Annotated in this window: 25 protein-coding genes; 14 read left to right on the top strand and 11 right to left on the bottom strand. The window is 55.6% G+C overall.

The genetic code is table 11. The features are described 5' to 3' along the window. The gene (yqhD, locus tag ACSIPU_RS16770; RefSeq protein WP_196558167.1) at positions 1-1,164 is read right to left on the bottom strand and encodes an alcohol dehydrogenase; all 1,164 of its coding nucleotides are present in this window, start codon (positions 1,162-1,164) and stop codon (positions 1-3) included. 196 nt (positions 1,165-1,360) lie between these two features. Between yqhD and ACSIPU_RS16775 the strand changes: the two genes are divergently transcribed. Next, positions 1,361-2,260 (top strand): AraC family transcriptional regulator, encoded by a 900-nt coding sequence (locus ACSIPU_RS16775; protein ID WP_016808000.1) that lies wholly within the window; start codon positions 1,361-1,363, stop codon positions 2,258-2,260. 43 nt (positions 2,261-2,303) lie between these two features. Here ACSIPU_RS16775 and yghB read toward each other — a convergent pair whose 3' ends face one another. Both yghB and metC read right to left on the bottom strand, forming a co-directional pair. Further along, entirely contained in the window at positions 2,304-2,963 is a 660-nt protein-coding gene (gene yghB, locus ACSIPU_RS16780) for a DedA family general envelope maintenance protein YghB (RefSeq protein WP_004105816.1), read from the bottom strand. 132 nt (positions 2,964-3,095) lie between these two features. Continuing rightward, positions 3,096-4,283, bottom strand: coding sequence for a cystathionine beta-lyase (gene metC, locus ACSIPU_RS16785; RefSeq protein WP_004105814.1), 1,188 nt, complete (start codon positions 4,281-4,283; stop codon positions 3,096-3,098). A 251-nt stretch (positions 4,284-4,534) separates the two neighbouring features. Here metC and exbB point away from each other — a divergent pair, with 251 nt between their 5' ends. From exbB to ACSIPU_RS16820, 7 genes are all read left to right on the top strand, one after another. Continuing rightward, entirely contained in the window at positions 4,535-5,266 is a 732-nt protein-coding gene (exbB, locus tag ACSIPU_RS16790; protein ID WP_004105812.1) for a tol-pal system-associated acyl-CoA thioesterase, read from the top strand. A 6-nt stretch (positions 5,267-5,272) separates the two neighbouring features. Then, positions 5,273-5,698 carry a TonB system transport protein ExbD gene (gene exbD / locus ACSIPU_RS16795; RefSeq protein WP_004105810.1) on the top strand — a complete coding sequence of 142 codons (426 nt, stop codon included), beginning with the start codon at positions 5,273-5,275 and terminating at the stop codon, positions 5,696-5,698. 204 nt (positions 5,699-5,902) lie between these two features. Beyond that, positions 5,903-7,321 carry a glycoside-pentoside-hexuronide (GPH):cation symporter gene (locus ACSIPU_RS16800; protein ID WP_004105808.1) on the top strand — a complete coding sequence of 473 codons (1,419 nt, stop codon included), beginning with the start codon at positions 5,903-5,905 and terminating at the stop codon, positions 7,319-7,321. 13 nt (positions 7,322-7,334) lie between these two features. Then, positions 7,335-8,861: a glycoside hydrolase family 43 protein gene (locus tag ACSIPU_RS16805; RefSeq protein ID WP_032692871.1), complete on the top strand. Its 1,527-nt coding sequence runs from the start codon at positions 7,335-7,337 to the stop codon at positions 8,859-8,861. Positions 8,862-8,968: 107 nt separating this feature from the next. Next, the gene (locus ACSIPU_RS16810; RefSeq protein WP_004105804.1) at positions 8,969-9,463 is read left to right on the top strand and encodes a TIGR00645 family protein; all 495 of its coding nucleotides are present in this window, start codon (positions 8,969-8,971) and stop codon (positions 9,461-9,463) included. A gap of 121 nt (positions 9,464-9,584) precedes the next feature. Next, complete coding sequence (gene yghX / locus ACSIPU_RS16815; RefSeq protein WP_023330039.1) at positions 9,585-10,472, top strand: YghX family hydrolase; 888 nt, start codon at positions 9,585-9,587, stop codon at positions 10,470-10,472. A 78-nt stretch (positions 10,473-10,550) separates the two neighbouring features. Then, entirely contained in the window at positions 10,551-10,838 is a 288-nt protein-coding gene (locus ACSIPU_RS16820; protein WP_024274730.1) for a DUF2623 family protein, read from the top strand. Between the two features lie 35 nt (positions 10,839-10,873). On the opposite strand, the gene yghU is transcribed toward ACSIPU_RS16820, so the two are convergent. Further along, the gene (gene yghU, locus ACSIPU_RS16825) at positions 10,874-11,740 is read right to left on the bottom strand and encodes a glutathione-dependent disulfide-bond oxidoreductase (RefSeq protein ID WP_004115609.1); all 867 of its coding nucleotides are present in this window, start codon (positions 11,738-11,740) and stop codon (positions 10,874-10,876) included. 60 nt (positions 11,741-11,800) lie between these two features. Then, on the bottom strand, positions 11,801-12,361 hold the full coding sequence (locus tag ACSIPU_RS16830; RefSeq protein ID WP_004115608.1) for a DsbA family protein: 561 nt from the start codon (positions 12,359-12,361) through the stop codon (positions 11,801-11,803). On the opposite strand from ACSIPU_RS16830, the gene ACSIPU_RS16835 reads away from it, so the two are divergent. From ACSIPU_RS16835 to ACSIPU_RS16845, 3 genes are all read left to right on the top strand, one after another. Then, the gene (locus ACSIPU_RS16835) at positions 12,361-12,492 is read left to right on the top strand and encodes a hypothetical protein (protein ID WP_306344562.1); all 132 of its coding nucleotides are present in this window, start codon (positions 12,361-12,363) and stop codon (positions 12,490-12,492) included. The genes ACSIPU_RS16830 and ACSIPU_RS16835 overlap by 1 nt on opposite strands. 76 nt (positions 12,493-12,568) lie before the next feature. Then, positions 12,569-14,440, top strand: coding sequence for a bifunctional glutathionylspermidine amidase/synthase (gss, locus tag ACSIPU_RS16840; protein WP_004105796.1), 1,872 nt, complete (start codon positions 12,569-12,571; stop codon positions 14,438-14,440). Positions 14,441-14,706: 266 nt separating this feature from the next. Next, positions 14,707-15,888: an aminotransferase-like domain-containing protein gene (locus ACSIPU_RS16845; RefSeq protein WP_004105794.1), complete on the top strand. Its 1,182-nt coding sequence runs from the start codon at positions 14,707-14,709 to the stop codon at positions 15,886-15,888. A 329-nt stretch (positions 15,889-16,217) separates the two neighbouring features. Here ACSIPU_RS16845 and ACSIPU_RS16850 read toward each other — a convergent pair whose 3' ends face one another. The 3 genes from ACSIPU_RS16850 to ACSIPU_RS16860 all read right to left on the bottom strand — a co-directional run bounded on the left by ACSIPU_RS16850 (position 16,218) and on the right by ACSIPU_RS16860 (position 17,634). Continuing rightward, a complete protein-coding gene (locus ACSIPU_RS16850; protein WP_004105789.1) occupies positions 16,218-16,406 on the bottom strand; it encodes a hypothetical protein in 189 nt (62 codons plus the stop codon). Between the two features lie 180 nt (positions 16,407-16,586). Then, on the bottom strand, positions 16,587-16,925 hold the full coding sequence (locus tag ACSIPU_RS16855) for a hypothetical protein (RefSeq protein ID WP_004105787.1): 339 nt from the start codon (positions 16,923-16,925) through the stop codon (positions 16,587-16,589). Between the two features lie 106 nt (positions 16,926-17,031). Continuing rightward, positions 17,032-17,634, bottom strand: a complete 603-nt coding sequence (locus tag ACSIPU_RS16860) for a short chain dehydrogenase (RefSeq protein ID WP_004105785.1) — start codon at positions 17,632-17,634, stop codon at positions 17,032-17,034. Positions 17,635-17,732: 98 nt separating this feature from the next. Here ACSIPU_RS16860 and ACSIPU_RS16865 point away from each other — a divergent pair, with 98 nt between their 5' ends. Continuing rightward, positions 17,733-18,632 carry a LysR family transcriptional regulator gene (locus tag ACSIPU_RS16865; protein ID WP_004105783.1) on the top strand — a complete coding sequence of 300 codons (900 nt, stop codon included), beginning with the start codon at positions 17,733-17,735 and terminating at the stop codon, positions 18,630-18,632. A gap of 78 nt (positions 18,633-18,710) precedes the next feature. Here the strand turns inward: ACSIPU_RS16865 and ACSIPU_RS16870 are convergent, their stop codons facing one another. Together ACSIPU_RS16870 and ACSIPU_RS16875 are read right to left on the bottom strand one after the other, a co-directional pair. Then, positions 18,711-19,856, bottom strand: coding sequence for a trans-sulfuration enzyme family protein (locus ACSIPU_RS16870; RefSeq protein WP_004115602.1), 1,146 nt, complete (start codon positions 19,854-19,856; stop codon positions 18,711-18,713). Between the two features lie 10 nt (positions 19,857-19,866). Further along, complete coding sequence (locus ACSIPU_RS16875; protein ID WP_004105779.1) at positions 19,867-21,237, bottom strand: pyridoxal-phosphate dependent enzyme; 1,371 nt, start codon at positions 21,235-21,237, stop codon at positions 19,867-19,869. A 33-nt stretch (positions 21,238-21,270) separates the two neighbouring features. Between ACSIPU_RS16875 and ACSIPU_RS16880 the strand changes: the two genes are divergently transcribed. Together ACSIPU_RS16880 and ACSIPU_RS16885 are read left to right on the top strand one after the other, a co-directional pair. Beyond that, positions 21,271-21,618, top strand: coding sequence for a hypothetical protein (locus ACSIPU_RS16880; RefSeq protein WP_224238653.1), 348 nt, complete (start codon positions 21,271-21,273; stop codon positions 21,616-21,618). Between the two features lie 164 nt (positions 21,619-21,782). Next, positions 21,783-23,171 (top strand): SLC13 family permease, encoded by a 1,389-nt coding sequence (locus ACSIPU_RS16885; protein ID WP_004105776.1) that lies wholly within the window; start codon positions 21,783-21,785, stop codon positions 23,169-23,171. Positions 23,172-23,308: 137 nt separating this feature from the next. On the opposite strand, the gene ACSIPU_RS16890 is transcribed toward ACSIPU_RS16885, so the two are convergent. After that, entirely contained in the window at positions 23,309-24,481 is a 1,173-nt protein-coding gene (locus tag ACSIPU_RS16890; protein ID WP_004105775.1) for a hypothetical protein, read from the bottom strand. Positions 24,482-24,498: the final 17 nt, after the last annotated feature.

Here is a 24,498-nt window from a genome sequence, read left to right on the forward strand (position 1 = left end):
TTAGCGTGCAGCCTCGTAAATACGGCGGCTGACGTCCAGAGTAATATCCTGATTTTCACCCAGTTGGGTCATACCGTGCTCTTCCAGTTTCGCCAGCAGCGCCGGGATGGAGTTACCATCCAGACCGTAGGCGGAAAGGCGAGTCGGGACGCCCATGCGTTCGAAGAAATCACGCGTTGCGGCGATGGCGGCGTCAATGCGCTCTTCCTCGGAACCTTCGGTGATGTTCCAGACGCGAGCGGCGTACTGCAGCAGTTTAGCGCGTTTAGCCTCGCGTTTTTCATTCCACAGCGCCGGCAGAACGATGGCCAGCGTCTGCGCGTGATCGAGCCCGTGCATGGCGGTCAGTTCGTGGCCCAGCATGTGCGTCGCCCAGTCCTGCGGTACGCCTGCGCCGATCAGGCCGTTCAGCGCCTGGGTGGCGGCCCACATAATATTGGCGCGAACGTCGTAGTTTTCCGGCTCTTTCAGCGCCTTCGGACCGTCTTCCACCAGGGTCAGGAGAATGCCTTCGGCGAAACGGTCCTGGATTTTACCGTCGACCGGATAGGTGACGTACTGCTCAACGGTATGGACGAATGCGTCAACGACGCCGTTAGCCACCTGGCGCGGCGGCAGGGTGTAGGTGTAAACCGGATCCAGAATAGCGAACACCGGCTGGACGTGGGTGGACATAAACGCGCGTTTGTCGCCGGTGGTTTTACGCGAGATCACCGCGCCTTTATTAGATTCGGAACCGGTCGCAGGCAGCGTCAGCACGGAGCCCATCGGGATAGCGCTGGCCACTTTGCTGCCGTAAGTTTCGAGAATTTCCCACGGATCGATACTGGCATTGTAGTGGGCCGCCGCGGCGATGAATTTAGTGCCGTCGAGAACGGAGCCGCCGCCCACCGCCAACAGGAAAGTGATCTTTTCATCACGCGCGATTTTCACCGCGTTCATCAGCGTTTCGTAGGACGGGTTTGGCTCGATGCCGCCAAATTCCCGAACGTCAATGCCGTTCAGCGCGCTGAGAACCTGATCAAGCACGCCGGTTTTCTTCACGCTACCGCCGCCGTAGGTGACAAGCACACGTGCATCTGCCGGGATTTGATCGCGCAGATTTTCAATCGCGCCTTTACCGAACAGAATGCGGGTTGGGGTATGTAGGTCGAAATTATTCATGGCTGGTGCCCTCAAATAGATAAAACCGCCAACAGAGACAATACCTCTGCCAGATGACGGACATTGTGTTCCCGCGGGCCGTTCCCCTCAATGCACATTCCTGCCGTTGTCTTGCCCATTTCTCTTTGTAGCTGGAGAAATTCGCCGGAAGTGCGCACAATGCGAAGGTATAAAAACGTTCGGAGAAGCACGATAAATGAACCGCGCTGAGATATGCCAGCTATTAACGCATAAGGTTAATCAGCTGAAAAATAAAGAAGAAATGCTTAATGGTCTGCTGCCGGATATCCGCCTGCTGTACGGCACTCAGCCGGGGACGCGAACGCCGGTCATGTACCAGCCGGGGATCGTTTTTCTCTTTTCCGGGCATAAAATTGGCTATATCAATGAGCGTACCTTCCGCTATGACACCAATGAGTATCTGCTGCTGACGGTTCCGCTGCCGTTTGAGTGCGAAACTTTTGCCACCCCGGAAGTACCGCTGGCGGGAATAAGGCTGAATGTCGATATTCTTCAACTGCAAGAACTGCTGATGGATATCGGGGAGGATGAGCAGTTTCAGCCGTCCATGGCGTCAAGCGGGATCAACTCTGCGGTGCTGTCCGAAGAGATTCTGTGCGCGGCGGAGCGGCTGCTGGATGTGATGGAACGCCCGCTTGACGCGCGCATTCTTGGCAAACAGATCATCCGCGAAATTCTCTATCACGTGCTGACCGGGCCGTGCGGGGGAGCGCTGCTGGCGCTGGTCAGCCGTCAAACCCACTTCAGCCTGATCAGCCGCGTGCTGAAGCGCATTGAAAGCCAGTACACTGAGAACCTCAGCGTCGATCAGCTGGCGGCTGAGGCCAATATGAGCGTCTCGGCGTTCCACCATAACTTTAAATCAGTTACCAGCACCTCCCCGCTACAGTATCTGAAGACTTATCGCCTGCATAAAGCGCGCATGCTGATGATCCACGACGGCATGAAAGCCAGCGCGGCGGCGATGCGGGTAGGGTATGAGAGCGCATCGCAGTTCAGCCGCGAATTTAAGCGTTATTTCGGCATGACGCCGGGAGAAGATGCGGCACGCATCAGGACAATACAGGGGATGTAATAACGATCTCAGGGCGGCAAATCCTCGCCGCCCTGGCACCCTATCAGGCGTTGCAGTATTTCTTTTTAATCACCACGATAACCGTACCGAGCAGCCCGGCTATCAGCAGCGCGATAGGCAGAATCATCAGGCAGGTCATGACCTGATCTTCATGACGTTTTACGAAGGGAATCATACTCAGCGCATAGCCCAGACCGGTAACTACCCCAACCCACAGCAGCGCGCTCAGCCAGTTGAAAAACTGGAAGCGGCGGTTCGGCAGCCCGGAAATGCCCGCCATGGTTGGCAGAAGGGTGCGAACAAACGCCAGGAAGCGTCCGGCCAGCAGCGCCAGCAGGCCGTGCTTGTCAAACATGCAGGTTGCCCGCTGATGGTATTTATGCGGCAGATGCCCAAGCCAGCGCTTAACCGTGGCGGTATTACCCAGCCAGCGCCCCTGAATATAGCTGAGCCAGCAGCCGAGGCTGGCTGCAGCGGTTAAGATAGCGACAGTCGGTACAAAGTCCATCACGCCTTTGGCGATTAGCGCGCCGGCGAGCAGCAGCAGGCTATCGCCCGGTAAAAACGAGGCGGGCAGCAGACCGTTTTCCAGAAACAGGGTTGCGAACATGACCAGATATACAACGCCCACAACGTGGGGGTTTGCCAACGCGGCAAAATCATGCTGCCACAGAGCGGCGACGATTTCTTGAATGACAACCATGGACTTTCCTAAGTGGTACCGTGTTTTTTATTTAGTGTACTCCTGAAGAGGCCCGAGCACCTTGATCCCGGGCGCAACTAAAGCGGCCGCTTTTCTTAAAAACGTCCGCTATTGTTGCCACTGACTGTCACTTTACACGATACGCGCGAAGCCCGCCGCTAAATCATCCAGCAGATCGGTAACATTTTCTAACCCGATATGTACCCGAATTAGCGTGCCGCTGAAGTCAACTTCAGCATCAGGACGGATTGCGGCAATGTGTTCCGGCTGATTGGCTAAAATCAGCGATTCAAAGCCGCCCCAGGAGTAGGCCATGCTGAACAAGCTGAAGTGGTCGAGGTAGGCGGACAGCTCGGCATCGCTCAGGCGTTTGTTCAGCACGAAAGAGAACAGACCGCTGCTACCGGTGAAGTCCCGCTTCCAGTACTCATGGCCTTTGCTGCCGGGCAGGGCGGGATGATTCACGCGCGCTACCTGCGGATGCTGTGCCAGCCATTCGGCAATCTGCAGGCTACTCTCATGATGCTGACGCAGGCGGACGGCAAGGGTGCGCAGGCCGCGGCTGGTCATGTAGGCGGTATCGGCATCCACCATTTGCCCCATCAGGTAGGCATTTTCCCGCAGCTGCGCCCAACAGCGCTCATTGGACACCGCAGTGCCGACCATCGCATCGGAATGGCCGATCAGGTACTTGGTTCCGGCCTGAATAGAGATATCGATACCAAACTCCAGCGCTTTGAACAGTACTCCCGCCGCCCAGGTGTTATCGATCATAATGATAGCTTGCGGAGCGACGCTGCGCACCGCCGCGACGATCGCCGGGACATCATGAACTTCCATGGTGATGGAGCCGGGCGATTCGAGGAATACCACTCGGGTATTCGGCTGTACCAGACGGGCAATATCGCCGCCGATAAGCGGGTCGAACCAGCCGGTGGTTACGCCGAGTTTGGCGAGGATTTTAGTGCAGAAATCCTGGGTCGGCTCGTAGGCGGTATTGGTCACCAGAATATGGTCGCCCTGCTCGACGAACGCCAGGATAGTATTTGCGACCGCCGCTGCGCCGCAGGGGAAGAGGGCGCAGCCGGCGCCGCCTTCCAGTTCGCACATCGCTTCCTGCAGGGAGAAGTGGGTTAGCGTCCCGCGACGACCGTAGAACAGTTCGCCTTTGGCGCGGTTGCGGGTGGCGTGCTTTTTCGCTTCGACGGTGTCGAAAACCAGCGATGACGCGCGCTGAATCACGCTGTTGACCGAGCCCTGAGTATATTTTTTGCTGCGCCCGGCATGAACCAGCGCAGTATCAAGATGTTTATCAGCCATGTTCAGATAACCTGTTTTTATACGTCTGGACGTCTAAACTATCATGAATGCCCGTTGATGTACCGGGTCACGGCGGATACAGGTAAAAATTTTACTAACCGCGGGGTCAGCAACTTTTTTACTGCGTAAGCGCAAGGAAAATAAACGTGATTTGCTGCACAGTGTAAATACTAATGAGAACCACTATCAATTCGATGTCGTTTTGATATTATTGTGCGCAGATTTTGTGATTTACGTCCTGGAGATACAGTGTGGGTAATAATTTGATGCAGGCGGATCTCTCCGTTTGGGGTATGTATCATCATGCCGATATTGTCGTTAAGGTAGTGATGATCGGCCTGATTCTGGCGTCGGTCGTTACATGGGCTATCTTTTTCGGCAAAGGCGCAGAAATCCTGGCCAGCAAGCGCCGCCTCAAGCGCGAACAGCAGCTGGTTGCTGAAGCACGCTCTCTCGACCAGGCCAGCGATATCGCTAACGGTTTCGATGCGAAAAGCCTGACCTCGCAGCTGATCAACGAAGCGCAAAATGAGCTTGAGCTTTCTGCGGGTTCTGAAGATAACGAAGGCATTAAAGAGCGTACCGGTTTCCGACTGGAGCGTCGCGTCGCGGCGGTAGGTCGTTACATGGGACGCGGCAACGGTTATCTGGCGACCATCGGCGCGATTTCCCCGTTCGTCGGCCTGTTTGGTACCGTCTGGGGCATCATGAACAGCTTTATCGGGATTGCCCAGACCCAGACCACTAACCTGGCGGTTGTTGCTCCGGGCATCGCGGAAGCGCTGCTGGCCACGGCAATCGGCCTGTTCGCTGCGATTCCGGCGGTCGTCATCTATAACATTTTCGCCCGAATGATTGCCAGCTACAAAGCGTCCCTTGGCGATGTCGCCGCCCAGGTTCTGCTGCTGCAAAGCCGCGATCTGGACCTGAGCGCCAGCGGCGTTAAGCCGGTACGTACCGCCCAGAAATTACGTGTAGGTTGATGCTCTATGGCGATGCATTTTAACGAAAACCTCGATGATAACGGCGAAATGCACGACATCAACGTGACGCCGTTTATCGACGTCATGCTGGTGCTGCTGATCATCTTTATGGTAGCGGCGCCGCTGGCGACTGTTGACGTGAAGGTCAATCTGCCTGCGTCCTCCAGCCAGCCGCAGCCGCGTCCGGAAAAGCCGATCTATCTGTCGGTGAAGGCGGATAAAACCATGTTCCTCGGCAATGACCCCATTACTGACGAGAACATGATTGCGTCTCTGGATGCGTTGACCGAAGGTAAGAAAGACACCACGGTCTTCTTCCGTGCGGATAAAACCGTGGACTACGAGACGATGATGAAAGTTATGGATACCCTGCATCAGGCGGGTTATCTGAAGATTGGTCTGGTGGGCGAAGAAACCGTCAAAGCGAAGTAATCTCCCCTTTCCACGCATCTCCTCAGGCTGGCCTTGCGCCAGCCTTTCTTATAGTTGAAGCAAAAACTTGTAAGACCAATCGTGTAGATGTGTGACAACTTTCTCAGTTAACAGAAAACATAAACCCGATGCGAAAAATGACAATAGGATAGTTTTTATCCTCCCTCTAGAGTGAATACCACTTCATCTGAGAGGGATTATATTGTGAATCACGATAATAAACTGTCATTTGCGGAGAAGCTGGGATACGGCATGGGAGATGCAGCCTGCGGTATCGTCTACTCTTCGGTAACCATGTTTCTGACATGGTTTTATACGGATATTTACGGACTCTCCGCTGCCGCAGTCGGAGTGATGTTCCTGGTGACGCGAGTTCTGGATGCGATTACCGATCCGCTAACCGGCATCGTTGCAGACCGTGTGAAGACCCGCTGGGGCCATTTTCGCCCGTGGCTTATCTGGTTTGCCGTCCCTTATGCCGTGCTGGCGGTAATGACCTTCACTACTCCGGAATTTGGCGCATCGGGTAAACTGGTTTACGCCTACCTGACTTACACCTTACTCATGCTGTGTTACACCTTTATCAATATTCCCTACTGCGCGCTGGGCGGAGTCATCACGCGCGATGAGAAGGATCGCCTATCAGCCCAGTCATATCGTTTTACGATCTCTTCTCTGGCCGGTCTGATGGTTTCTGTCGCAACCCTGTTTCTGGTGGATTTTTTAGGTAAAGAAAATAAGCAGTTTGGTTTTCAGGCGACAATGGGAATCATGGGCGCGATCGCTATTGTAATGCTGGCTTTCTGCTTCTTCTCTACTAAAGAACGCGTGGCTCCAGCGGTTGAACAGCAGGGGAGCATACGCGAAGATCTCCGTCAGCTTCTGGCGAATGACCAGTGGCGTATTGTGGCGATAATCACTTTTTTCTCGAGTATGGCCGGGGTTATGCGCAGCGCCGCCACGCTCTATTATGCAACCTACCTGATGTTAGGCGGCGTGGAGTCCGCGGCGGGAACAGCCATGAAATCAGCATTTGTTTCCACCAGCGTCGTTGGCACGATTATCGGCAGCATCGCCGCCGGATGGCTGGCCAAGCGCTATCGCGCGGTCTCGCTGTTTAAAAATATCAACCTCCTGCTGGTTCTGGTTGGCGTCGTAATGTTCTTTGTGCCGCCGACCTGGCTGCCGGTGGTGTTCCCTTTATACTTTCTGGTCGGCTTCTTCCATCAGATGTACCAGCCGTTTAAATGGAACATGATGGCCAACGCCGCCGATTATGGCGAATGGAAGTTTGGTCGTCGCATCACGGGATTATCTTATTCCGGTAATCTGTTTGCTTTGAAAATGGGCATGGCGGTTGCTGGTGCCGCCGTAGGTTTTTCGCTTGGGCTATTTGGCTATCAGGCGGGCGTAACGGCGCAGACTCCGCTGGCGACAATGGGAATTGTTGGGCTGTTAACGCTCGGTCCATCACTATCTTACCTGCTCCTGTGGTGGCTGGCGCGTTTCTATAAGCTGGATGACAAAATGATGCAGACAATTCAGCGAGAGCTGTCCATGCGCCAGCAACAGGCGCATTCAGAGACGCAATTGCCGCTAAACGCCGTTCCGGAAAAGGCCTGAGGAGATGCGAAATATGACTCCTTCTGAATACCAGAATCCTATTTTATGCGCCGATTATTCCGACCCGGATATCGTGCGCGTAAGGGATGATTTCTTTATGGTCTCTTCCAGTTTTAACCATGTGCCCGCTTTACCGATCCTGCATTCAACGGACCTGGTTAACTGGACTATTATCAACCACGTTCTGGATGAACTGCCGCTACCGGGTTATGACCGGTATCAGCCGGGTAAGGGCGTATGGGCGCCATCGATTCGCTGGCACGATGGCAAGCTGTGGGTCTGCTTCAGCACCCCAGATGAAGGTATTTTTATCTGCCATACCGAGGACCCGTGGGGGAAATGGAGCGCTCCGCACTGCCTGCGTCAGGCCAGAGGGTGGATAGATCCCTGCCCGTTCTGGGACGACAATGGTCAGGCCTGGTTGGTACATGCTTTCGCCCATAGCCGCAGCGGCATTAAGCATAAACTGCAGTTGTTTGCGATGGCGCCGGACGCCAGCGAATTACTGGGCGAAGGGCAGATTATCTATGACGGCTGCTGCGATTTACCCACCCTTGAGGGGCCAAAGGTTTATCAACGCGCCGGTTGGTACTACATCTTTGCTCCTGCGGGCGGGGTAGAAAATGGCTGGCAGACGGTGCTGCGCGCGCGCCAGATGACGGGTCCCTGGGAAGCCAAAAACGTGCTTTTCCAGGGAAACACATCGATAAATGGACCACATCAGGGCGGCTGGGTGGAGGGCGAGAAGGGCGAATGCTGGTTTGTTCATTTCCAGGACTTACATCTCTATGGCCGCGTGGTTCACCTCCAGCCGATGTTCTGGGGTGACGACGGCTGGCCGCGTATCGGTGAGCAGATTGGCAGTTGCGGCGTCGGACAGCCGGTTTTACGTTGGCCGCGTCCGAAAGGGTTAACGCCTTCACCGGCGTTGGCGCCGCAAACCAGCGACTATTTTGCGCAAGGCCAACCGGGAATACAGTGGCAGTGGCAGGCTAACCCCAGCCCTGAGTGGCTGCTGCCGGCGGAAGGCGAACTCCGATTACGCTGCACCCCATTATCCCAAGTCGATGGACAGAGAGCGTTATACTGGGCGCCGCAGCTGTTGCTGCAGAAATTCCCGGCGCTAACTTTTAGCGCGAAAACAAGCGTAACGTTATATGCCGCTCAGGACGGTGATGCCGGAGGCCTGATCGTATACGGCGAACGCTACGCCGCTTTGCTGGTGGAGTTTGGGCAAGGGAGTTGCCGGCTCGTGTGGCGACACGGTTGGATGAGCGATGCGGGCGTTGTGCGCGAAACTCGTCAGGTTCTTGCTGAGCTTAAGCGCGGCAAGTGTCAGCTGCAGGTTGCCGTAGGCGAAGGCGGCTTGTGTCAATTTTCCTGGCGAGCTGAGGAGGAGGAGTGGCAGGGGGTTCCCCTTTGTTTTGCTGCCGGGAAGGGGAAATGGGTCGGTGCGAAATTTGGCCTGCTGGCTGCTTCAATGGATGGCCTGCAAAGCGAGGGCTACTGCGCTTTGCAGGACTTTGAGGTCATCCTATAAAGAAACCGTTTCTGGCCGTCTGCAGATAATGCGGGCGGCTGGATGTTGCATAAACGTTACCCTGTTGCGATATAATGGCGGCCGTTTATGTTAACTGACAGGATCTTATGGAACGCTTTCTGGAAAATGCTATGTACGCCTCGCGCTGGCTGCTGGCGCCGGTTTATTTTGGCCTCTCGCTCGGTCTGATTGCGCTGACCATCAAATTTTTTCAGGAGATCTTCCACATACTGCCGCATATTTTTAGCGTCAGTGAGTCGGATATGATTCTGACCCTGCTGTCGCTGGTGGATATGACCCTGGTGGGCGGTTTGCTGGTGATGGTGATGTTCTCCGGGTATGAAAATTTTGTCTCGCAGCTGGATATTAACGAGGGTAAAGAAAAACTCAGCTGGCTGGGCAAAATGGACGCGACGTCGCTGAAAAATAAGGTTGCCGCCTCCATCGTGGCGATCTCCTCTATTCACCTGCTGCGGGTGTTTATGGATGCGAAAAACGTCCCGGACAATAAGCTGATGTGGTACGTCATCATCCACCTGACCTTTGTGCTCTCGGCCTTTGTTATGGGCTACCTCGATCGTCTGACCAAAGTGAAACACTGATCCCTTCTCTCCCGGCGGCGTTAGCCGCTGGGCTTTTTTCTCCCCGTTTCTGCTTTTCTGCGCTGGCGTATGTCCGGGCTTCTGCTTTGCTTAAAGGGCGCTTAACAACGGAGGCAGGGTGATGACGCGATTAACGGCCAAAGATTTCCCGCAGCAGCTGCTCGAGTATTATGACTACTATGCCCACGGCAAAATCAGCAAACGCGAGTTTCTCCAGCTGGCGGGGAAATATACCGTCGGCGGGATGACCGCGCTGGCGCTGTTTAATCTGCTGAAGCCCGACTATGCCCTGGCAGAGCAGGTACCGTTCACCGACCCGGATATCCGCCCGGAGTATATTCATTATCCCTCTCCTGATGGCCACAGCGAAGTGCGGGCTTACCTGGTGACGCCGACGAAAATAGCCGACAAAGCGCCCGCCGTGGTGGTGGTTCATGAGAACCGCGGCCTGAATCCCTATATTGAAGACGTTGCCCGGCGGGTGGCGAAAGCGGGGTATATCGCGCTGGCGCCGGATGGCCTGAGCTCCGTCGGCGGCTATCCAGGGAATGATGATGAAGGCCGCGCGCTACAGCAGAAAGTCGATCCCGTGAAGCTGATGAATGACTTTTTTGCGGCGGTCGAATTTATGGCGAAGCATCCGCAGGCGACGGGGAAGGTCGGTATCACCGGTTTTTGCTACGGCGGCGGCGTCAGCAACGCGGCGGCGGTGGCGATCCCGGAACTGGCCTGCGCGGTGCCGTTTTACGGCCGCCAGCCGCCGTTGAAGGAGGTCGATAAAATTAAAGCGCCGCTGCTGCTGCACTATGCCGGCCTTGATAGCGGCATTAATGAAGGCTGGCCCGCCTATGAACAGGCGCTGAAGGCGCATAATAAAGTCTACGAGGCCTATCTCTATCAGGGCGTGAATCACGGCTTTCATAATGATTCCACGCCGCGCTACGATCGGGCTGCGGCTGACCTGGCCTGGCAACGTACGCTGGCGTGGTTTGAAAAGTATTTACGCTAGCGCAAACGCCATAAATAGCGCTACCGCTCGCTCAAAAAATCGCTATATAATTTATTATATAACGATTGGGAGAGCGCGATGGAAAATCATTTTGGAAAAGGCTTAATGGCGGGGCTACAGGCATCCCATGCTGACACCGCCGCGCATGCGGCGAATTTTTGCACCGACTATAAACGCGGGTTTGTGCTCGGCTACTCGCACCGCATGTTTGAAAAAACCGGCGACCGCCAGCTCAGCGCCTGGGAAGCGGGGATCCTCACTCGTCGCTATGGCCTGGAAAGAGACATGGTGATGGACTTCTTCAGAGAGGGCGGTTCTTCGACCGCGATGCGCTACTTTATGGCGGGCTATCGGCTGGAAAGCTAAAAACCGGAGGCGGGCGCCTCCGGTGGGCCAGAGCGTTACGCCTGGCGCTTATCTTCGGTTTGCGTTTCGAAGTCGCTGGCGGCATGGCGCTCATGAAGCTGCTCATTGAGCGGGCCAGAGGTACGGTTAACCATGCGTCCACGCTGTACGGCGGGGCGATTGCCAACATCCTGCGCCCAACGCAGCACGTTTTTATAGCTTCCGGCATCAAGGAATTCGGCGGCATTATAGACATTCCCCAGCACCACGTTGCCGTACCACGGCCAGATGGCCATATCGGCGATGGTGTACTCTTCTCCCGCCACAAAACGACCGCGGGCAAGCTGCTTGTCCAGCACGTCAAGCTGGCGTTTGGCTTCCATCGTAAAGCGGTCTATCGCGTATTCGATTTTCACCGGCGCATAGCTAAAGAAGTGGCCAAAGCCGCCGCCGAGGAACGGGGCCGCGCCCTGCAGCCAGAACAGCCAGTTGAGGGTTTCAGTGCGGCCTGCCGGATCTTTTGGCAGGAAGAAACCGAACTTTTCCGCCAGATAGAGCAGGATGCTGCCGGATTCAAAAACGCGGGTCGGCGGAGTGGTGGAATGGTCGCGGAGCGCCGGGATTTTTGAGTTTGGATTAACCTCGACAAAGCCGCTGGAGAACTGATCGCCTTCACCGATGCGAATCAGCCAGGCGTCATATTCCGCGCCGCTAACGCCTAACGCCAGCAGCTCTTCCAGCATGATGGTCACCTTCTGGCCGTTGGGCGTCCCCAGCGAATAGAGCTGAAGCGGATGCGCGCCCACCGGCAGCTCCCGCTCGTGCGTTGCGCCGGAGATCGGGCGGTTGATATTGGCGAATGCGCCGCCGTTGTTTTGCTTCCATTCCCACACTTTAGGTGGCTGGTAGTTATTCTCTGACATGCTGATCTGCCTTTTTAGTGAGGTGTTGAAGTCGTGACGTTACCGTGCCGGAGCGCCGGTCTAAGCCAGAATCCGCGCGGCCCATACGCTGACGTCGTCGCCGCTGCCGAGATCCGCCTGCACCAGGCCATTAACCATAAAGGTCGGCGACACGTGGATGCCGTTCTGGCGGGCGTATTTGCTATGCCATTTGATCTCGTTTTGCAGCTCGGGGCGGGCAAACGCTGCGGCCAGCGAGACGCGGCTGTAGCGTTCGAGACGTTCAATAATCTGCTGCGGCGTGGCGTCCATATTCGGCCCGCTACAGTGGTCGGTAAACTCAAACTCTTCGCGGTGGTCGGCGACGGCTTTAAGCACCTTATGCGCCTGCTCGCGGCCGTGCGGGAGGGTTGACGCGGCGAGAATACAGCGGACGATGACGCCGGAAAACAGATGCCACGGTTGAGACTGCAAACGTATTTTGATCGTCACGTTATCTGCGCCAACTTCATCCAGCAGGTCATCAAGCTTATTAAAGGCGCGAACGGAATAGGGGCAGGTGGGTTCAAGGAACACCTCAAAGGTGCGTGGCCCATGACCCCAGACCAGCGGTTGGGCGGTCAGATGCGAAGGTGTGCTCATTGTCGGCTCCTGATAATTTTTTTATCTCAAATAACGATATCACTTTTGCCCGGGGGCGCAGGCTTATTTTCCTTAAGGGCACGATTAGCGAATCGAATGAGTGGTATCATCACTTCACCTCTGTCTGGTAAGTGCCTGCGGCAGGATAAGAAGAGGGAGTTTTGTTTCGCCAACTGCCCGGGCTGCATTAATTTGAGGTCAGGCTAAATGAGCAAAGGTTCGACAAGCAGTGACGCCCCGTTTGGTACACTATTAGGCTACGCACCGGGCGGCGTGGCGATTTATTCATCTAATTACAGTAGCTTAAATCCGCAAGATTATCCGGATGACGCCACGTTCCGCAGCTATATCGGTAATGAGTATATGGGGCATAAATGGCAGTGCGTGGAGTTCGCGCGCCGCTTTCTGTTCCTCACCTACGGTTTTGTTTTCACCGATGTCGGCATGGCCTACGAGATTTTCTCCCTGCGTTTTTTACGCGAGGTGGTCAACGACAATATTCTGCCGCTGCAGGCGTTCGCCAACGGCTCTCGTCGTCCGCCGATCGCCGGCTCGCTGCTGATCTGGCAGAAAGGCGGCGAGTTCAAGCACACGGGCCACGTGGCGGTCATTACTCAGCTGGTAGGGAACAAGGTGAGGATCGCCGAACAGAACGTGATTCACTCGCCGCTACCGCAGGGGCAGCAGTGGACCCGCGAGCTGACGCTGGAAGTGAAAAATGGCCTCTACACGATTAAAGACACCTTTGCCGATACCGAAATCCTCGGCTGGATGATCCAAACCGCCGATACCGAACACAGCCTGCCGCAGCCAGTGCTGCCGGGTGAGGCGATGGCGATTAAAGGCGCGCGGTTGCCGAACAAAGGCCAGTTTCGCGGCAACTGGCTCAACGAGAAAGATTCCCTGCAAAAAGCCTATGTCGAAGCCAACGGCCACGTCATCAATAAAGACCCTTACCAGTATTTCACTATTACCGAAAGCGCCGAGCAGGAGCTCATCAAAGCCACCAACGAGCTGCATCTGATGTACCTGCACGCTACCGACAAGGTGATGAAGGACGATAGCCTGCTGGCGCTGTTCGATATTCCGAAAATTCTCTGGCCGCGCCTGCGCCTCTCGTGGCAGCGCCGACGCCATCATATGATTACCGGTCGTATGGATTTCTGTATGGATGAGCGCGGGCTCAAGGTGTATGAGTACAACGCCGACTCCGCGTCCTGTCATACCGAAGGCGGGCTGATCCTCGAACAGTGGCTGAAGCAGGGCTACTGCGGCACCGGCCATAACCCGGCGGAAAACCTGCTCGATGAGCTTGCCGGAGCGTGGAAGCACAGCCGGGCGCGCCCATTCGTGCACATCATGCAGGATAAGGATCTGGAGGAGAACTACCACGCGCAGTTTATCCAGCGTTCGCTGACGCAGGCCGGTTTCGAGAGCAAAATTCTTTACGGCCTTGATGAGCTACGCTGGGATGCCGCCGGGCAGTTAATTGATGCCGATGGACGCCTGGTTAACTGCGTCTGGAAAACCTGGGCATGGGAGACCGCCATTGAGCAGGTGCGCGAAGTCAGCGCCGACGAGTACGCGGCGGTGCCGATCCGTACCGGGCACCCTGATAATGAAGTGCGTCTGATTGACGTCCTGCTGCGCCCGGAAGTGTTAGTCTTCGAGCCGCTGTGGACGGTTATCCCCGGCAACAAGGCGATTTTGCCAGTGCTTTGGTCGCTGTTCCCTAATCATCGCTATCTCCTGGATACCGATTTTGTGGTCAACGAGCAGCTGGCGGAAAGCGGCTATGCGGTTAAGCCTATCTCAGGCCGCTGCGGCAGCAATATCGATCTGATTGGCCCGCAGGATGAAGTGCTGGATAAAACCAGCGGCCAGTTTTTCGATCGCAAAAATATTTACCAGCAGCTGTGGTGCCTGCCGAAGGTGGATGGCAAATACATCCAGGTTTGCACCTTTACGGTTGGCGGTAACTATGGCGGTACCTGCCTGCGCGGAGACGATTCTCTGGTGGTCAAAAAAGAGAGCGATATTGAGCCGCTAATCGTGCTAAAAGACAACGATAGCCGTTAAATTTTATCCCGGATTACGGCGGTGAGCGCCTTATCCGGGCTGCGGTTCTCGTCACCTGCGGCATTTGTAGCCCGGGCAAGGCGCATCGCGCCGCCCCCGGGGGAAGGCCGCAGGATGCTGAAGAATATCCCGGAGGCGATGCTGCGCATCTGTCCGGGCTACCGAACATACGAACCCGTAGCCCCAGTGAGCCTAGTGCGACCGGGGGAGTTATCGGTAAAAAACAGATAAAACATCACAACAACAAGACAGAAAAGGAAAATAGTATGCACGATCGGCGACTCGCCGCCCGCGCGGGTGAACTTAAGCCCTCCGCCGTCCGCGAACTCCTCAAGCACAGTAAACTGCCCGGCGTGATCTCCCTGGGCGGCGGCATTCCGGCTCCGGAGCTTTTTGATACCGAAGGCCTGAACCTGGCGGTGCAGCAGGTGATGAACGGGCGCTTTAACGATGCGTTCCAGTACGGTTTGACCGAAGGTTATCCGCCGCTGCGTCAGGCCGTCAGCGAACTGTGTCAGGCGCGCGGCGTGGACTGCCCGGCAAGCCATGTTTATATCACTTCCGGTTCGCAGCAGTCGCTGGATATCGTCGCCCGCACGCTCCTCGATCCGGGCGATGCGATTGTCGTTGAGCGCCCGACCTATCTGGCGGCGCTGCAGGTCTTCCAGCTGGCGCAGGCCAATATTCTCAGCGTGGATACCGATGATGACGGCATGCTGGTGGAACAACTGGCCGATCTGCTGGAAACCACGCGCGTGAAAGCCGTTTACCTGGTGCCGACGTTTGGCAACCCAGGCGGGAAGACCCTCAGCGAAGCGCGCCGTCGTCGCCTGGTTGAGCTGGCGAAAAAGCACGACTTCGTGATCATTGAAGACGATCCGTACGGTGAAATCAGCTTCACCGATGAAGTGCGCCGTCCGCTGTATCAGCACGCGGTTGAACTGGGCTGTGTCGATCAGGTGGTGTATACCTCCACCTTCTCCAAGATCCTCGCGCCGGGGATGCGTATTGGCTGGATCGTGATGCCGGACTGGCTGGCGCAGCAGACGGTGATCGTCAAGCAGGCGGCGGATCTGCACACCAACATGCTATCGCAGGTCATCACTGCGGAATACCTGAGCATGAACCGTCTGGAAAAGCAGATTGCCCTGATCCGCGAAGATTACCGCAAGAAGTGCGTGGCGCTGGCCGACGCGCTGGAATCGCAGCTTGGCGAGCATCTGGAGTTCAGCCGTCCTAAAGGCGGTATGTTCCTGTGGGCTCGCTTCCGCTATCCGTTCGATACCATGGAATGGATGAAGAAAACGCTGGAAAACGGCGTGGTCTACGTGCCTGGGGAAGCGTTCTATAACGACAACCCGGATACCCGCACGCTGCGTCTCTCCTACTCTACGGTATCGGCTGACGGTCTGATGACCGCCGTCGAGCGCCTGGCGAAATCGCTGTAATCGCCTTGCTTCGCGCCGCTGGTCGGCGCGGAGCGCTCTCCGCCCACGTTTCTTCTATTAACGGCCTGAATTCAGGCTAATCCTTGCCTGTCCGGCGAGCGCAATGAGGGGAGCTGAAGTTGAATGACGTGAGCGGTTTTGGCATCGCCCGTCATCGCTGACGACGGGCGAGAGAAACGTAGTGCTGGGGTTCTGGCGGCTTATCGCCAGCCCGGGGTTTAATCCTGGTCGGCAATGCGATCGTCAAGCCAGATCAGCATCAATGAGGAGAGAAAAGCGACAGCGATGGTACCAATAGCTAACAACATAAGAAGCCTCAGGGGTTTTTATTATTTTTCTGCTTTTACCGATGAGCGATTGTTTCTGTCCGTAATGGTCACTTTTGTGGCTGATTGTGAGGTGGCGAGGGTGAAGAAATCGTCAGCATCAATATCGAAATTGAGAACGATTTCTCTGTATTTGCCACAGTTCATTAACTCTTTTGCTTCTTTCATACTACTGGCGGTAATAGTAGGCATCAGTTTCATCTCGTTTAAAAACTGAGAAGCAAAATAAGAGCTAGTCGCTACCAGATCAACTACTTTTTCTGGTAAAGGCAACCGCAGTCGTCATGAGGGCTGCGGCTGTCCATCACCTTGTGAAACATCATTTCTGTTTTACCTTTCCTTTCAGCGCTGCGTTTTACGCCGCGCGCCTGTTTAGCGTGAACGCTGTTTCTCGCTCATCAGCTGGCGGCAGCGCTGCTGATCCTGGCCGAGGCTTTTCTGCTCTTCCGGAGTGAGCTGCTGCCAGGTGTCCAGCATCCGCTGGCCCAGCGCGGGAACGTAATGGGCTTTATGCAGCGCATAATCTGAATTGCCGCCTTCAATGATATTTTCCATATCGCGGAGAAATGTCTGGCTATCCTGGTGGTCGATCACGCAGAAAACGGAGCGGTAGTACGCTTCGTCCTCTGCGGAGTAGCGCGGCGTGAACCACCAGATAAGCAGGGCGATAAGCGCGATAAGCGGGATAATAAAAGCGAGTTTCTTCAGCATGAGTGATTCAAAAAAGCAAATTGAAGAACCAGTGTAACCGCTGCAGGCACAGGATGTAAGCGCCGTCGCGGGCCGGCAGCCTGACTCCAGCCCGCTGCGGTGTCGGTCAATAGCCGACCCGATAGATCCGCCCGCTCTGAACGCCTTCCACGCTGCGACGGTAGGCCTGAGCCACGCTGGCGGCAGGGACGCTGGCAAAGCCGGGGAAGAAACCGTCGTAGGCTGCCGCCGATTCCGTTAATACAGTGGGGCTAATCAGGTTAATACGGATCCCGCGCGGCAGTTCACAAGCGGCGGCGCGAACAAACCCCTCCAGCCCGGCGTTCACGGTGGTGGCATTGACGCCCTGAGCGATAGGCTCATGCGCCACGATCCCGCTAATCAGCGTAATCGAGCCGCCATCGTTAAGATAATGCTGGCCGGTCAGCGCCAGGCGAATCTGCCCCAGGAGCTTATCCTGTAAGCCCTGGTTGAAATCGCGATCGGTCATGGTCGCCAGCGGGCCAAAGAACAGATTACCGGTGGCGGAAACAATCGCGTCTACCTGACCGATTTTCTCAAACAGGCTCTGCACGCTCTGCTGTGAGGTGATATCAACCTGATAGTCGCCCTGAGTGCGGCCGACGCGAATAACTTCATGACGCTGGTTTAATTCTTGCGCAACCGCGCGGCCAACGGTACCGCTGGCGCCAATAACGATGATTTTCATAGCAGGTTCCTCTCTCGGATGAGAGGCTATTCTTTAATAAAACAGATAGCGGATAAACTGGCTGAAAGTTAAATGATTACTAACCTGAGGTTTGTAATATGGATAAGCTACGGGCGATGGAGACCTTTATTGCGGTCGTGGAGTGCGGCAGCTTTACCGACGCCGCGGCGCGGCTCGAGATGTCGGCGGTGATGGTCGGGAAATATATCGCGCTGATCGAACGGCAGCTTAATACCCGTCTTCTTGAGCGCAATACCCGCCGCCAGAGCCTCACCGACGCCGGGCGGGTCTATTTTGACGAGGCGAAACGCGTCCTGGAGCAGGTTTCAATCGCCGAGAGCGCGGTGGAGAGGCTGCGGATCGCGCCCGCGGGCACGCTGCGGGTAAGCGCGCCGACGTCGTTTGGCGCCTGCGTCATTGCTCCGCTGACCGCCACGTTTCTGCAGGCATGGCCCGACGTGCGCGTGGAGCTGGATCTGACTAACCGGATGGTCGATCTGGTGGATGAGGGGTTCGATTTGGCGATCCGCATCGGCGAGATCCGCAATAGCGATCTGGTGGCAAAATATCTCGCGCCCTACCGGATGACGATCTGCGCCGCGCCCGGGTATTTAGCCCGCTACGGTACGCCGACGACGCCTGCTGACCTGGCCGATCACCTCTGTTTGTCGCATACGGTGTGGACCGCGCGCAATGAGTGGAAGCTGCCTGGCGCGGAGGAGGGCGTCCGCTGGAAGCGCGATGCCGTCCTGCGCTGCAATGACGGCTATGCCCTGCGAACGGCGGCGATCGCCGGGGCCGGACTGGTGTTGCAGCCGGAAGTCCTGCTGGCCGATGCGCTGGAGAGCGGTAAACTGGTGCGCGTGCTGGAGGCGTATACCCCGCAGCCGAGGCCGGTTCACCTGCTCTGGCGGCAGGATCTGCGGCCGCTGCCGAAGCTGACGCGCTTTGTTGAGCATCTTCTGCAGGGGCAACGCCAGAACGGGCGGACCGCTTAATTTTCTGCCGGGCGGCGGCCTGACGCTATGGGGGTCTTGTTGGCCCGGCAAGGCGTCAGGCACCGCCGGGCAATCTGCTTAGTCGCGCAGCGCGTGGCGCCAGTCGGCGATCAGATCCTGCGGATCTTCTATCCCTACCGACAGACGAATCAGCTGGGGAGTAATGCCGTTGGCTAAACGCTGCTCCAGCGGGATCGATGCGTGGGTCATGCTAAACGGCTGGCTCACCAGGCTTTCCACGCCGCCGAGGCTCTCTGCGAGCGTAAACAGCTTCAGCTTGCGTATGATCCGCTCGGCGTAGCCATCGTCGCCTTTGACCACCACGGAAATCATCCCGCCGGGAAGCGCCATCTGCCTGCGCGCCAGCTGATGATGCGGATGCGAGGCCAGCCACGGGAACCAGACCCTTTCGACCTGCGGCTGCTGCTCCAGCCACTCGGCAAGCAGCAGCGCATTGCTGCTGTGGCGCTCCATACGCAGCGCCAGGGTACGAATACCGCGCAGCGTCAGGAAACTGCTGAACGGATCGAGCACGCCGCCAACCGCGTTTTGTAGATAGCCCAGCTTTTCCGCCAGCGCAGCGTTGTCGCCGACCACCGCCAGTCCGGCGACGACATCGGAGTGGCCGTTAAGGTACTTGGTCGCCGAATGCACCACGATATCAAAGCCCAGCTCAAGCGGACGATGGATGGCCGGCGAGGCGAAGGTGTTGTCGGTAACGCTGATAATATTGTGCCGCCGCGCAATGGCGGCGATGGCGCTAAGGTCGGCCAGCTTAAGCAGCGGGTTGGTCGGCGTTTCAACCCAAATCATGCGCGTATCGGGTTGAATAGCCGCTTCGATGGCCGCCAGATCGTCGGGCTTCACCCAGCTCACCCGCAGGCCGGCGCTGCGGCGACGAACGTTTTCAATCAGCCGGTATGTGCCGCCGTAAACATCGTCGACGGCGACCAGGTGGCTGTCTTTATCCAGCAGCTCCAGCACGGTTGAGATGGCCGCAAGGCCGGAAGCAAAGGCGTAGCCGCGCGTGCCGCTTTCCAGGTCGGCAATCGCCGTCTCCAGCGCGTGGCGCGTCGGGTTGCCGCTGCGCGAATATTCGTACCCGGTATGCTGGCCCGGCGCGGGCTGGGCAAAGGTGGAGGTGGCATAAATAGGCGGCATCACCGCGCCGTGTTCATCGGTAAATGTGCCGCTATGTACGCTCAGAGTATGCAAATTTGTCATTGAGAAGTCCTTACTGTTCGAGTCGGTTACGCCAGGTGGTCAGCACATCGCTGCGGGTAATGAGGCCAAGAAAACGATCGTTGTCGGCGATAACGGCCACCAGACCGCGATCGAAAATGGCCTTCAGCGCGCTTTCCGGCGCGTGCTTATCCAGGGTCTCCACGTTACGGGTCATCGCTTCCCTGACCGGCAGAGAAAAGCGCTGACTGTCACCCTGGACGTGGCTAATCAGATCCCATTCGTCGACGATGCCGACGACGCGGCCGTTTTCCAGCACCGGTAGTTGTGAGATGTCGTAGAGACGCATACGCGCGAGGATGGCCGCCAGGGTATCGTCCGGCGCGGCGGTAACGGTTGCCCCTTCGTCGTGGCGCAGAGCGATAAAATCGCTGAGATCGCCGCGCGAAGGGCGGCTTAAAAAGCCCTGCTGGCGCATCCAGTCATCGTTAAACATCTTTGATAAATATTTATTGCCGCTGTCGCAGGCGAAAGTCACCACGCGTTTAGGGGATGTCTGCGACCGGCAGTAGCGCAGGGCGGCGGTGAGCAGCGTTCCGGTAGAGGAGCCTGCCAGAATGCCTTCAACCTGCAGCAGCTGGCGGGCAGTGGCGAAAGCTTCGCTATCGGTGACGCGGTATGCGCTGCGGACGCTCTCAAGATGGGCCAGCGGCGGAATAAAGTCTTCGCCGATCCCTTCAACCAGCCAGGAGCCGGTTTCACCGTAGCGCCCGGTTTCGACCTGGTCCGCCAGAATGGAGCCCGCCGGATCGGCGAGGATAAATTCCGTTTTCGGGGAGTGTTCAGCAAACCAGGCCTGTAGCCCACCGAGGGTTCCGCCGGAGCCGACGCCGACGACAATCGCGTCGATATCGCCCTCCAGCTGCCGGAAGATTTCCGGGGCAGTGGTGGTGGCATGCGCCAGCGGGTTAGCCTCGTTATTAAACTGGTCGATATAAAAGGCGCCTGGCGTTTCGTCGGCAAGACGCCGGGCGTAGTCCTGATAGTAGGCGGGATGGCCTTTGTTAACGTCCGAGCGGGTAAGCTGTACCTGCGCTCCCAGCGCGCGCAGGTGGAAAATCTTCTCGCGGCTCATTTTGTCCGGCACCACCAGGATCAGGCGATAATTTTTCTGCGCGGCGATCAGCGCCAGCCCGAGGCCGGTATTGCCGGCGGTGGCTTCGATAATCGTGCCGCCGGGTTTTAATTTTCCTTCGCGCTCTGCCTGCGTAATCATGGATAGCGCGACGCGGTCTTTTATCGAGCCGCCGGGATTTTGATTTTCCAGTTTCAGAAACAGGCTGCAGGGGCCGGTATCCAGCTTATGAAGCTGCAGCAGGGGAGTATGACCAATCAGGTCGCTAACGGAATGAAAAACTGTCATAACATTTTGCCCATTCGTATCGAGATGATTTGAATGGTAGGGCTGCAAAATTGGCATTTTAAAGAACTTTTGTCTGCCGCTAAGAGCAAAAAGGAATATAAGATGCTTTTTAGCCGTCCGGAGGGAAAGGTTGTTAGCCGCCTGGGCGTGTCGATTTCCAGAATAGCGCGCTTTTGCCCGGTTTTTCGCCGAATTATCCGTTTTTACGCGCTGCTTTATCTCTATTTCGGAAAAGGATTGCCAAAAATATTCGATAGTTTCCAGCGGCAATTTTCAGGTGCCAGCGAAAATATCAGCGCCGGTATACCGGGACATTGTTCAACGGAACAAATTCAGATGGATGAATTATTCCTGATAAGATGCTCCTTCTCGTTTCAATAAAAAATATATATCAGGAACCCTTTTTCCAAAAATATCCTGCCCTGCAGGTTAATCAGCCAGGAAATTGTCTGGTACGATCCAGTTAACAGAACAGGAACATAATTTATACCTGAAAGACATATACATGTAATGATTCAGTCGTAACCAGTTACAAGGAAGCTACTATGAATAAAAACGACATGAGTCCTTTACCTACCAATACCCACGAGTGGTTTTTTAATCGTAACAGCATCATCATTTTGCTCGATATTGTTCTGTTTATCGTTCTCTACAACACGCTACCCTATGAGCCGAAGGTGGTCATGGGACTGAGTATGCTCGCTTTTATCGCCGTATTATGGTTAACGGAAGCGCTGCACGTGACCGTTACGGCAATAATGGTTCCCGTTATGGCTGTGCTGTTGGGAGTATTTAATACCCAGGCGGCGCTAAACAGTTTCGCTAACTCTACGATATTCCTTTTCCTCGGCGGCTTTGCTCTGGCGGCGGCGATGCATGTGCAGGGGCTGGATAAAGTCATTGCCGATAAAGTATTAGCGATGGCGAGGGGCAAAATGAGCCTCGCGGTCTTTATGCTGTTTGGCGTGACGGCGCTGCTGTCAATGTGGATCAGTAATACGGCGACGGCCGCAATGATGATGCCGCTGGTATTGGGGATCCTGAGTAAAGTCGATGGCAAAAACAGCCATTCGACCTATGTGTTTGTGCTCCTGGGGATTGCCTATAGCGCCAGCATTGGCGGGATGGCGACGATCGTCGGCAGTCCACCGAATGCGATTGCCGCCGCCGAGGTGGGGCTCTCCTTCTTTGACTGGATGAAGTTCGGTTTCCCGGCAATGATCGTCTTACTGCCTGTCGCTATTGCGATTCTTTACCTCGTGTTCAGGCCGGAACTTAAGGGAACCTTTGAAACGAACACTGAGCAGGTCGATTGGGATAAAGGCAAAGTTGTCACCCTGGCTATTTTTGGCCTTACCGTATTCTTCTGGATTTTCAGCGGACCCATTAACGACCTGCTGGGCGGTTTTAAATCCTTTGATACCATTGTGGCATTAGGCGCCATTATATTAGTCAATTTCGCCCGGGTGGTTCACTGGAAGGATATAGAAAAAACGGCTGACTGGGGCGTGCTGTTATTATTCGGCGGCGGTATCTGCTTAAGTAATGTGTTGAAAGAGACGGGCACCAGTCTGTTCCTGGCAAACCAGATTAGCGGGATGGTGGCTCATATGGGGATATTTATTATTATTCTGGTGATTGCAACATTCGTGGTGTTTCTGACCGAGTTTGCCAGTAATACGGCCAGCGCCGCTTTGCTTATTCCCGTATTTGCCTCAGTGGCCGAAGCGTTCGGCATGTCGCCTGTGATTCTGTCGGTATTGATTGCCATTGCGGCTTCATGCGCTTTTATGCTGCCCGTGGCGACGCCGCCAAACGCTATCGTTTTCGCCACCGGCCATATCAAGCAGCAGGAGATGATGCGCGCCGGCCTGTTTTTGAATATCGCCTGTATCGTCGTTTTGACCGGTTTTAGCATGTTGTTTTGGTTATAACTTAAACGCAGCGCGGCGGTCATTGCAGGCCGCCGTGTCGGGGTGACTCTCTTTGAGCGACAGGCGGGGCGCGCTTTTGTCATCGGCGACATCGCCAGTATAAAGCGATGCCGGGCATTAACGATTAAGCCAATAATCTAGGGCAGCGTAAAGGTGACCGTTGCCGCCGCGCTCCATGCGCCTGATGAGGTCTGATTTAACGCTTTCCACTGTGCCGTCAACGACTGTGGCGTTTGCACGGTATGGGTATAGGTTGCCCCTGAACAGACATTGGTGTTGGTATTGTCGCGCATTATTCGAAAATCGATTTGCCCTGTTGCCGCACAGCTCCAGGATTCAATAACGTTAAAGTTTTCTGATGCGCCAAACTTGCGGGTTAAATTGCCCTGTCCGGTTACGGTAAGCGGCTGTTCCATATAGGTGGTGCGCCACGCGGAGATAGTTCCGGTGTTGAATACCGTGCTGGGGAGAATTTCTATCGCAGCAATATTGCGTATATTAACGGCGATAGTATTGGTGATAGGTAAGGCCGGTGAATAACTGATCGTCGGGGCGTAGGCGGGTCGTTTGCCTGAAGGCACCAGTATAAAAGAATGGCTGATTGTCGATCCACTGGCCAAAGATGTAAGGGCGCCTTGCGTTACAGTGCAGTAAAGAAAGACACTTGGTGGCGTTGCGGCAGAAAGTGTAGCCTGCAGATTTGTATCGTAGGAGGATGATGATGGCATTGTCGTGAAAGTCTGACGTGGGTAAGTAAGCGTTGTTACACCGACATTTGCTGAATCTGGACGGGTCAAGGATCGAGTGCTTTGTGACCCATTATTATTAGATTTCAATTGAACGAAAGTACCAAACGAACTTATAACGTATGGTTCATTCCCCGAACCGAAAAAAGATTTACATGTGGCACCTTTGCCCATGCGTATATCGTAATTGACCTTAAAGGTGAAGCAGCCGTTTATGGTAAGAGATGCACCGCTGGCGGTTGCAGTACAGGTTCCCCTGGCATTAATTGAGGCGGCGGCAGCTGTGGCGACAGTGTTACTTGTCATGCTATAAGTATGCGATCCCCAGTAAATCAGCCCATTTTCTTGAACATAATTACCACTACCGATGGCGGGTGCCCAAAAAACTTTTTCACCGTCAGGGATTACCGACGCGCTGGCCGTAACGGTCTTTGGCGTCAGCGTGACGGTTATCGGATCGGTAGTATAAGCGCCGGTTACTGGATCAAACGATCCGCTTTTAACCTCGGGGGTGACGGTGAGTGCCGTTACGGTAGTAACGAACATAAAAACAAACCACTTCATTCTATTCTTCCTCGTAA

This window comes from Klebsiella sp. HN106 (genome assembly GCF_051209435.1).
Lineage (GTDB): Bacteria > Pseudomonadota > Gammaproteobacteria > Enterobacterales > Enterobacteriaceae > Klebsiella > Klebsiella oxytoca.